Origin of the sequence: uncultured Flavobacterium sp. (assembly GCF_963925415.1) — a bacterium.
Lineage (GTDB): Bacteria > Bacteroidota > Bacteroidia > Flavobacteriales > Flavobacteriaceae > Flavobacterium.
The window spans coordinates 1-9,449 of sequence record NZ_CAWUTS010000116.1 but is presented as its reverse complement, the minus strand read 5'-3'; the positions used below and the strand labels follow the sequence as shown (position 1 = coordinate 9,449).

Sequence of the window (9,449 nt, the reverse complement as noted above, 5' to 3'; positions counted from 1 at the left end):
TATCACATTCATAAATTTCATAATCATAAATCAACAAGGAGTGGCCGTTATAATCATAAATAAAAAAATAAGGATAATTTGACTTAATAATATTTTCACCTAATTTACTCCACGTTTTATTTTTAAATGAAAACTGCCAATAATCTGAAATTAAACCTTCATTTACATAAGGATTTTCAATATCTGATTGAATTCCCAATCCTGGTCCTATATATAATACCTCATCATCATATTGAGCCATCATCCTCATTCTAGGGTTAGGAATACTGTTTAATGCATTTTTATGATGATAAATTTCTGTTTCTTTTTCTGAAAAATTAAAATAAGTTATTAAATTTTTATAATTAAAAAAACCATAGCCACCAAAATCAAAAACGTTTTTATTATGAATAAAACTATAACTATAAAATTGATCTTTAAAGGAAAAAGAATTGTCTAATCTTTTAAAAGTATTACCGTCAAAATTATAAATTACTCCTGAAGATGCATCTTTTAAATAACCAACAGATTCATTAGACACAAACTTAAAATCTTTAATTTCTAAATTATGAAGTTTTGGAAACCCTTTTTGTTTGGATGAAATATTATCAATAGAATCGTTTTCTATGAGATAGGTTTCACTTTTATATGTAAATATAAAAAGATTACTGTTTTTTTGAAGCAACCTACTCTGCTGACCAAAAGAGCAAAAGGAATTAAATATGAAAACTAAAAAAAAAAAAATCATATATTTCATAGATCGTTATTTTTATGATATGACTAGTCCTAAATAATCGATACAGATTATTAAACAAAAATAATTAATTAAACACTTGCAAAAACGCGATAATTTTCTTTTTCTTCTAAACAAACAAGTTAGGTTTGTTCTTGCCAAAGTTAAAGCCTTTTGAGGAAAACCAATAGAAATTACTTCTTTATTTGTGTTTTTTATCCATTTTTTAGCAGGCTTATATACTTTGTCTTGAAAAATAAGATATGCACTATGCTCATAGCAAACCCAAATAGAACCTTGCTTATAGCAATGCACTTTTTTACCATCTTCTATTGCTACTTTTTCTTTAACACTCATGTCAAGCTTATAATACTAACAAAATTAAAACAAATAAGCTTTTAAATATAAAACCAATCAATAAGTGTACCTAAGAACGTACAAGTGTGCTGTTATAGGCGAAATTTTTAAATAACGATTTGCTATCACACTCAATTTTATCAATGAAATCATTCGTTCGACTAATCAATTATTTACGACAAATAAAGCTATTGATTATTTCGATGGCACTTATCTATTTAATACTATCTCTTAATTATTTATTTTCACAATCCCCTATTATATTCTTAAAAAAAAATAGAGAATAAAACAAGGAGTTGGGTATGCTAACTTAACCATCACAGAAAGTTAAGAAATAATCTTAATTTTAGCCTATGAAACAAGTCCACAAAATTTATGACAAAGCTTTTAAAAAGAAAGCAGACCAATTGAGTTATGATAGAGCCAACATATCAGAGTTCTCCAGAGAGTTAGCAATTGCAGTGCCACAGTTGTATAATTGGTGTTAAGAGCTTGGAGAAGGTTTTTTTTTGGAAGAGGAAAATTAACTCCCAGCAAGAAAAGATTTATGAGTTGGAGAAAAGACTCAAAGATGTAGAGTTAGAACGCGATATATTAAAAAAAGTAATCGGATTTTTTTTCAAGAGCCGCCGATGATTTATATTTTCATTAAAAATAATGAAAAACTATTCCCGATTAAAAAAATGTGCAAAGATATACAAGTCCGCAATAGAGGTTATTACCCCTAAAAAAAACAAATAATCAGTGCAAGTCAGCAACGAAAAATTACTGTAAAAGAAAAGATATCATTGATTTATTTTAAATCCAAGCAACGATATGGAATTCCTAGAATAACTTTAGACTTTCAGATTTTTGGATATAAAATTTCAAGAATTACTGTAGCAAAGTGTATGAAACAGTTTGGTTTGTGAAGTAAATTAAGCAAAAAAAATTAAAGTAACAAACCCGATAGCGAATTCTCTGATAAAAAAAAAAAAAGAAAAAGCTATTTTATTTAATAAAAAAGTCAATAATTATAGTTTATAATTAGGTGCTAAATTAGTAAGTAAAAATATATCTATTTTAAACTCGTAACAATAGTATTGCCTCCCTTCAAAACAATAGTAGTTGGTGAAAAATTTGATTTTTCCAATAAAAATTTCTTTTGTTCTTCATTTATCTCTTTTTCAATTGTAATCTTTCTATCAAACAAAAAGCTCTTATCTTCATTTTTAGAAATTTTAATTCGTATGGAAATATCACCTGTATCGATTTTATATTTAGTAGCTATAATTCTTAAATAAATACATGTGCAACTTGCCAAAGCACTGTTCAATAAATCAAATGGTGTTGGAGCTAAATTTTGACCACCATGATCAATAGGTTCATCTGCTTCAATTTTAAATTCTCTAATGATTGAAGTAGTAAATAAATTTGGAGAATTATTTACTGTTTTTATTAAACTAATATGAGTTTTTGAATTCATAGCTTTAAAAATTTATCGTACTTATTTAGACCTTAACCTTACCTCATAGAAAAAAGATATACAACGTCAAACTTAAAATAATATATATTTTAAGTTTTTAGAACAGCAACCGCATATCATATCAAAGCTAAGTACGATAAATTTTTAAAATTAATCATCTATTATTTCTTTATTTTACAAAATATACATTTATTGAAGCACAAAATGTATTACATTATGAATATATAAAAGTAAAGTTTTGTTTAATATCTTGATGTAAACTATTTGCTACCGGACAGTTTTCAGCTGCATGTTCAATAATTTTCTTTTGTTCAACAGTATAATCACCTTCAATATGAATTTTAATGTCAAATTTTGACACTCTCGAATTTGCCATTTCTCTAGTAATCTCAGAATTTATATGAACAAGTTCAAATTCATTTCTTTTGGCTATTAAACTCGAATATAATACAATACAGCTACCTAAAGAAGCTGAAAATAAATCTATTGGATAAAAGAGTTCATGAGTCAAAATATTGGGACTCACTTTAGCTGTTGCTAATGTTTCTGTATGCGTAACCATTCCTTCAATTACTTTTGTTTTTATTGGTGTCATTTTTTATTTATTTTAAGTTATAATTTATTGTTATGTTATGAAATAGTAACCGTATAATCGCATTTTTATGCTATAGCTAAGCCTCCGTCTACAGATAGTATAGAACCGTTTATATAGCTAGCTTCTTCGCTAGATAAAAACAAAATAGTGTTTGCTATTTCTTCTGTTTCGCCTCTTTTGCCTAATGGAATTTTAGGCATGTTTTCTAGCAATCTATTTTGTTGGTCTTCGGAAGGATTGGCAACATTCATAAAATTTGTTTTTATACTTCCGGGACTTACGGCGTTTACCCGTATTCCTTTTGGACTTAATTCACGTGCAAATATTTTTGTAAACGTTTCAACAGCAACCTTAGAAGCTGATAGTACTGCGGTAAGAGGAATAAATTTATTGGCTAAAAAAGAGCTTAACAAAATAATACTTCCACCATTTTTTACTAATTTACCTAATATACTAACTGAAAAAAAAGTTCCTTTTGTATTGGTATTCATCACTAAATCATATTCTTCTTCGCTTACCTCATCTAAACTACCAAATTTTCCTAATCCAGCAGTTATGATCAAAACATCAATTTGAATTTGTTTTTTATTTAATTTTTCGTATAATTCTTTTAAACTATCCAAACTTGTAATATCTGCGGGGTAATAGGTTGTATTATTCGCCATTTCTTGTGCTGCTTTTTTTAACTTTTCTTTTGTTTTACCAACTATTATAACATGCGCCTTTTTTGTCGCATATTTTTTTGCTGTTGCTAAACCAATACCGCTACTACCTCCTATAATTAAAACTGTTTTGTTATTATATTTCATAATTATTGTAATTCCATTAAAATTAATTTTTCCTTTTTTACAAATAATATTGATCTAAGAATTAGGTAGCAAATAATTATATTCGTTATTAAAAATACAATTAATGCTGTATATCTGCTATATATGTTATCTAAATTTTCAGCAAATTGTATTGTAATACTTGATAATGTTGTTAAGCCAAAACTAAAAGACCAATAAGACAAATTGAATTTGTTTTTTAAAATGCTAAAAAATATTTTTAATGAAATTAAAAATTGAAATAATGCATATCCCAATAAAAAAATAATTAAAAGATTTGTCTTGCCTAAGTTTAAAGAAAAATATGCAGCACATGCAATTGCAGGCGGAGCCATCATAATTCCTAATGTTGGTTTAAATTCCAAAGGGAGATCCTCCTTTTTTAAACGATTCATTATAATAGACTCTAAAGACAGCCAAGAAAAAAACCCAATTCCTAAAAAAAAATAGCCTAATGTGTAGTACCCATATATACCCGCTACCAATGCCGAAACAAAATTTCCTGCTACTGTAGGTAGATATAAGGCAGGTGTAATAAAATTAAATTGAGTGTTGTTTTTCCAAATTTGCTCTGTAAAATAAACACCATATAATAACTGAATCACCATGCCTAATAAAAACAAACATTCCCCTATAGTTTGGTTATACGACATCATAACAATGGCCATTAACATCATAGTCACTCCTGGCAATCCAATGTAATTATTTTTAATTGGATGTCTTAATTCCTTTATGGCATGTTCATAGTTTAAAAACCATTTTAAAATATAAAGAATCATAAAAACAAACCAAAGCAGTAAAACAAAGAACATAATTATTTCGCTTATAAATCTTGAACCCGAAAAATAATCACTTAATTTCCAAATATTACCTAAACCAAAAAGACCTAAAATAATTCCAAACCTTGATGCTGGAAATTCATTTCGCTTAAAATTTATGTTCATTCTTTTTATGTAAAATTACTTTGATTTGCTAAATATAATTTAACAGCTAAATATCTAAAAATGGATTCTGTTAATAAAGGCAAAACGGGTAACAAAATCATATTTTTTGAAAACAAACCATTGTTCATTTCAATAGGTTATAAAAAATATTAGGACATGTCTGATATTCCTATAACTTATGTCCAATAAGTTAAAAAATTATAAAAATTTACCAATTATTTATTTAGGTGTTAACCTGTTGCTTTTATTCAATATTACCATTCAAAAGGAATTTCTTTCCAGTCATAACCTTTTCCATTTTTTGCAATTCTACCAAAACTAGGAAAATTAGCATGAGCACCTGCAACCAATATGTTTTCATGAGATACTTTATCTAATATTCTTTTTCTTGATGCTTTAACCGAAATAGGGTCTACATCAACTTTTGAAGACCATTCTGGATGTGGAAGGTGCAACCATGGATGTACAAAAGTATCTGCTAGATAAACAAAACCTTCCATTTCAACAGCAAAATGACCTGGAGTATGGCCAGGTGCAGCAATCATACGCATGCCTGGAGCCACTTCTTGTCCATCATTTTTAACCGTAAATTGTTTTTTCATATTTTTTATAACTTCTTTTGCCGATGAAATAAAGAAATCTTTAGTTCCTTGATCTGCAGTTACATTAGATAAGTTGGGTGATCCGTTATTCCAAAAATTATACTCTGTTTCAGATAGTATTATTTCTGCATTAGGAAATACTGCTTTACCTTCTTTATCAAACAGATAGCCAAAATGATCAAAATGTAAATGCGTTAAAACTATACGATCAACTTCAGATGTATTAAATCCTGCTTTTTTAAAATTAGTTAAAAAATTTCCTACAGTATCATAAATCCCTTTGCTAGTTCCAGCATCAATAAGTGTTACTCCATTTGAATCTTTGATTACAAGAGCATTTACTTGTACTGAAGTAGTATCTGTTAAAAATCCGTTTTTGGATGCTATTTTTTTTAATTGAGATTCTTTGGCTTCTTGAGCAAAAAAACCATCCGGAAAATAAAGTGATCCATCACTAATGACGGTGATTTCCTTATTTCCAATTTTTTGGGTATAAAAACCATCTCCTTGCCCATTTAAGAACAAGTTGTTTTTTTCTTTTTTATCATTCGAATTAGCAAATGTTTTAGGAATAATTAATGAAGCTCCAGCTATGATTCCCGCATTTCTAATAAATGATCTTCTGTTTGAATTGCTTAAATTTTTCATTTTTTGGTATTTTACATTATTAATAATAAGCGTTTATATATTGCTGTAATAAATAAAAAGACAAATTTTATATTTATTACCATTTCTTTGTTTTTAATTATGTGTCAAAAATTTTAAATTAATAATTATTTTATATGCTCAGTATTTTTTGAGAAATATTTTGAGCAACTATCTTTGCAGAAATTACGGCTCCTTCCATATAGCCAGAATTTTCATTTGAGGTTTCTGCACCTGCAAAAAATAGTTTATTATTCATTTGAGGTTTAATAAGTTCTTTATTTCCGTTATTTTGATGTGCAGAAAGATTTTCATTTAAATTAAAATATGGTGATGTAAAAGCTTGTATGTTCCAAATAAGATCTTCATAAGCGATTACATCTTGAGCTTCTTGTCCAAATAAGCGCACTAAATCTTTAATAACTATGCTTTTACGTTCTTTTTTTGACATATGATAATGTTCTTGCTTTAAATTTAAAAATCCCACTAAGGCATATGCAGTATTATCACCATTAACATGGTCTTGCACTTCTCTTACTAACCCTGCCATACTTAATGCTAACCCTGCCATGTTTTTTTCTCTCCAAAAAGGAGATTTATATTCTACCGAAAATTTAGTAGATTCACCCATCCATGTATGGGTATTTTTTCTTATTTCATTACTCTTGTCTGTTAATAAAGGATCAAAAATTATCGAAGATTGAAGTAACTTTGGGGGTATTGCTATAATTATATTTTTTGCTTTAATAAGCTCACCTTTGTTCGTTTGTACTTCAATATAATCACCTTTATCTATTACCCGAGTTACAACTGTATTTATTTTGATGTTTTTGGAACCTATTACTTGTGCTAGTGCATCTATAATTTTTGATGTTCCTCCAACAACCTTATGATATCGTTGACCCCCTGTCATTTGATGCGCATTAAATCTTTGAGGTTTTAGTTCAATCACTGATTCATATATAGCATCTCCTTTTGTATACTGCTCATAAAGGTTAATTTTTAATTCTTTAAGTAATGTTTTCAAAACACTATCATAAAAAATCCAAGTAGCTCCCAATTCTAACGCAGCACCTGTAAGTGTGCTAACCGTTTTTATTCTACCACCTATATAATCATTTGCCTCAAGAATTTGAACTGAATTATTTTCTTTTTGTAGATAATAAGCAGCACTTAAACCCGCTAAACCACCTCCAATAATTACTACATCTTTCATCTTAGAACATTGTTTTTATTAATCGGGCTAAAGAATATCTTTAGCCCAATTAATTTTATTAAATTATTTTTTCAATACATCACGTAAAGCTTCTGCTAATGGTGGTGCAGATGCTGGACTTTGACCAGTCATTAAAGCACCGTCAACCACTACATTTGGAGCCCAGTTTTTAACACTTTTATAATTTGCTCCTCTTCTTTTTAATTCTTGTTCAAGAGAGAATAATAAATGTCTGTCCAATTCTATTTCTGCATCTTCTGAATCTTTAAATCCTGTTAAATTTTTACCTTCTACTAAATATTTACCATTAGAAAGTTTTACATCTCTTAATATGGCTGGTGCATGACAAACCATTGCAATTGGTCTTCCAGTTTCATAAAAATCTTTGATCAATTTAATTAAACTTTGGTCAGATGCTAAATCTGTAAGTAAGCCATAGCCACCCGGAATAAATACAGCATCAAATGTGTTGTAATCAATGTTTCTTAATTCTCTAGTATGTTTAGACGCATACAATACAACAGGGTCGTTTAAAAACTTATCTGTATATGGTGTTGTAAAAGGTGTTTTCATACTTAACAGGTCAATTGGCACTTCGCCTCCTTTTGGTGATGCAAAAACTACTTCAAAACCTGCTTCAGTTAAAATGTAATAAGGTGCTGCTAATTCGGTAAACCAAGTACCGGTTTGTTTTCCACTTATCCCCATATCATCATAAGATGACATAACTAATAAAACTCTTTTTTGTTGGTTTATTTTATAGGACGTGTTTTGTGCGAAAGTTGTAAATGTTAGTAAAACACTAAACATTAATGCTACATTTTTGATTAAATTTTTCATAATTATTAATTTTAATTTATTGTTTTTTTTTATTGTTTTTTTTTTTAATTTAAAAGCAAATAAAATTATTTGCTTTTAAATTTGATACTTTATTTTTTTAATACATCTCTTAAAGCTTCTGCTAATGGTGCTGCAGAAGCTGGGCTTTGACCCGTCATTAAAACACCGTCAACCACTACATTTGGTGCCCAGTTAGTTACACTTTTGTAGTTAGCGCCTCTCCACTTTAAGTCTTGTTCTAAAGAGAACAGTAGGTGCTTGTCTAATTCTATTTCTGCATCTTCTGCATCTTTAAATCCTGTTAAATTTTTACCTTCAACTAAGAATTTACCATTAGAAAGTTTTACATCTCTTAATATTGCGGGAGCATGACACACCATTGCAATAGGTCGTTCTGTTTCGTAAAAATCTTTGATCAATTTAATTAAATGCTGATCAGAAGCTAAATCTGTTAACAAACCATAACCACCTGGAATAAATACGGCATCAAATGTGTTGTAATCAATGTTTCTTAGTACTCTTGTTCTTTTAGCTGCAAACATAGCTACTGGATCATTTAAAAACTTATCCGTAAACTCTGTAGTAAATGGCGTTTTCATACTTAATAAGTCAATTGGAGCCTCGCCTCCATCTGGAGATGCAAAAACAACTTCATAACCCGCATCTGTTAAAATGTAATAAGGTGCTGCTAATTCGGTAAACCATGTACCGGTTTGTTTTCCACTTATACCCATATCATCATATGATGACATTACTAATAATACTCTTTTTTGTGTGTTTCCTGTTTTCATAATAATTGTTTTTTTGTTGTGTAATATTTACAAGACAAATGTACATCTTGTTGTTTTTTTTTAATGGCAATAAAAGTACTGTTGGTGGTAAATTTATTTTCCCCAAAAGTTATCTTCTTCAATTTGGTCATCTGAGAACAACCAAACTTCAACAATCTTATCTTTTTCAATCTTAAAAATATCAACTCCTGACATTTTAATACTTGAATCTCCTTTTGTTGCACTAAAAATAATTGGTGTAACAATTAAGTTTTCGTTTTCCATAAAATTTGCAGCTTTTTCAACTTTTAAAGTTCCGTTACTTAATTCCATCATGCCAACAATCATTTGACTAATTGCTTCGACTCCTTTTTTAACTCCTGAAAACTTATTATTTCCAGGTTGATGCCAAACAACGTTTTCTGAAAACAATCCAAATAATGTTGGAATATCTCCAATTGCTAATGATTCAAAAT

12 protein-coding genes are annotated in these 9,449 nt (G+C 28.6%); 1 reads left to right on the top strand and 11 read right to left on the bottom strand.

Annotation, left to right across the window (positions count from 1 at the left end; all coding sequences use genetic code 11):
- Positions 1-736 (bottom strand): hypothetical protein (locus AABM47_RS09270; protein ID WP_338410644.1); only part of this gene is annotated, 736 nt, incomplete at its 3' end.
- A gap of 12 nt (positions 737-748) precedes the next feature.
- A complete protein-coding gene (locus AABM47_RS09265; RefSeq protein WP_338410643.1) occupies positions 749-1,069 on the bottom strand; it encodes a hypothetical protein in 321 nt (106 codons plus the stop codon).
- Between the two features lie 353 nt (positions 1,070-1,422).
- Here AABM47_RS09265 and AABM47_RS09260 point away from each other — a divergent pair, with 353 nt between their 5' ends.
- The gene (locus AABM47_RS09260) at positions 1,423-1,557 is read left to right on the top strand and encodes a hypothetical protein (protein ID WP_338410642.1); all 135 of its coding nucleotides are present in this window, start codon (positions 1,423-1,425) and stop codon (positions 1,555-1,557) included.
- A 569-nt stretch (positions 1,558-2,126) separates the two neighbouring features.
- On the opposite strand, the gene AABM47_RS09255 is transcribed toward AABM47_RS09260, so the two are convergent.
- The 9 genes from AABM47_RS09255 to AABM47_RS09215 form a co-directional block, all read right to left on the bottom strand.
- Positions 2,127-2,534, bottom strand: a complete 408-nt coding sequence (locus tag AABM47_RS09255; protein WP_338410641.1) for an OsmC family protein — start codon at positions 2,532-2,534, stop codon at positions 2,127-2,129.
- A gap of 214 nt (positions 2,535-2,748) precedes the next feature.
- Positions 2,749-3,129, bottom strand: coding sequence for an OsmC family protein (locus AABM47_RS09250; RefSeq protein WP_338410640.1), 381 nt, complete (start codon positions 3,127-3,129; stop codon positions 2,749-2,751).
- Positions 3,130-3,194: 65 nt separating this feature from the next.
- Complete coding sequence (locus tag AABM47_RS09245) at positions 3,195-3,938, bottom strand: SDR family oxidoreductase (RefSeq protein WP_338410639.1); 744 nt, start codon at positions 3,936-3,938, stop codon at positions 3,195-3,197.
- 2 nt (positions 3,939-3,940) lie between these two features.
- Positions 3,941-4,900, bottom strand: coding sequence for a hypothetical protein (locus tag AABM47_RS09240; protein WP_338410638.1), 960 nt, complete (start codon positions 4,898-4,900; stop codon positions 3,941-3,943).
- Positions 4,901-5,154: 254 nt separating this feature from the next.
- Positions 5,155-6,150 (bottom strand): MBL fold metallo-hydrolase, encoded by a 996-nt coding sequence (locus AABM47_RS09235; protein ID WP_338410637.1) that lies wholly within the window; start codon positions 6,148-6,150, stop codon positions 5,155-5,157.
- Positions 6,151-6,280: 130 nt separating this feature from the next.
- Positions 6,281-7,363, bottom strand: a complete 1,083-nt coding sequence (locus AABM47_RS09230; RefSeq protein WP_338410636.1) for an FAD-dependent oxidoreductase — start codon at positions 7,361-7,363, stop codon at positions 6,281-6,283.
- Between the two features lie 63 nt (positions 7,364-7,426).
- A complete protein-coding gene (locus tag AABM47_RS09225) occupies positions 7,427-8,203 on the bottom strand; it encodes a type 1 glutamine amidotransferase domain-containing protein (protein WP_338410635.1) in 777 nt (258 codons plus the stop codon).
- An 89-nt stretch (positions 8,204-8,292) separates the two neighbouring features.
- Complete coding sequence (locus AABM47_RS09220) at positions 8,293-8,994, bottom strand: type 1 glutamine amidotransferase domain-containing protein (RefSeq protein WP_338410634.1); 702 nt, start codon at positions 8,992-8,994, stop codon at positions 8,293-8,295.
- Between the two features lie 93 nt (positions 8,995-9,087).
- Positions 9,088-9,449 (bottom strand): nuclear transport factor 2 family protein (locus AABM47_RS09215; protein WP_338410633.1); only part of this gene is annotated, 362 nt, incomplete at its 5' end.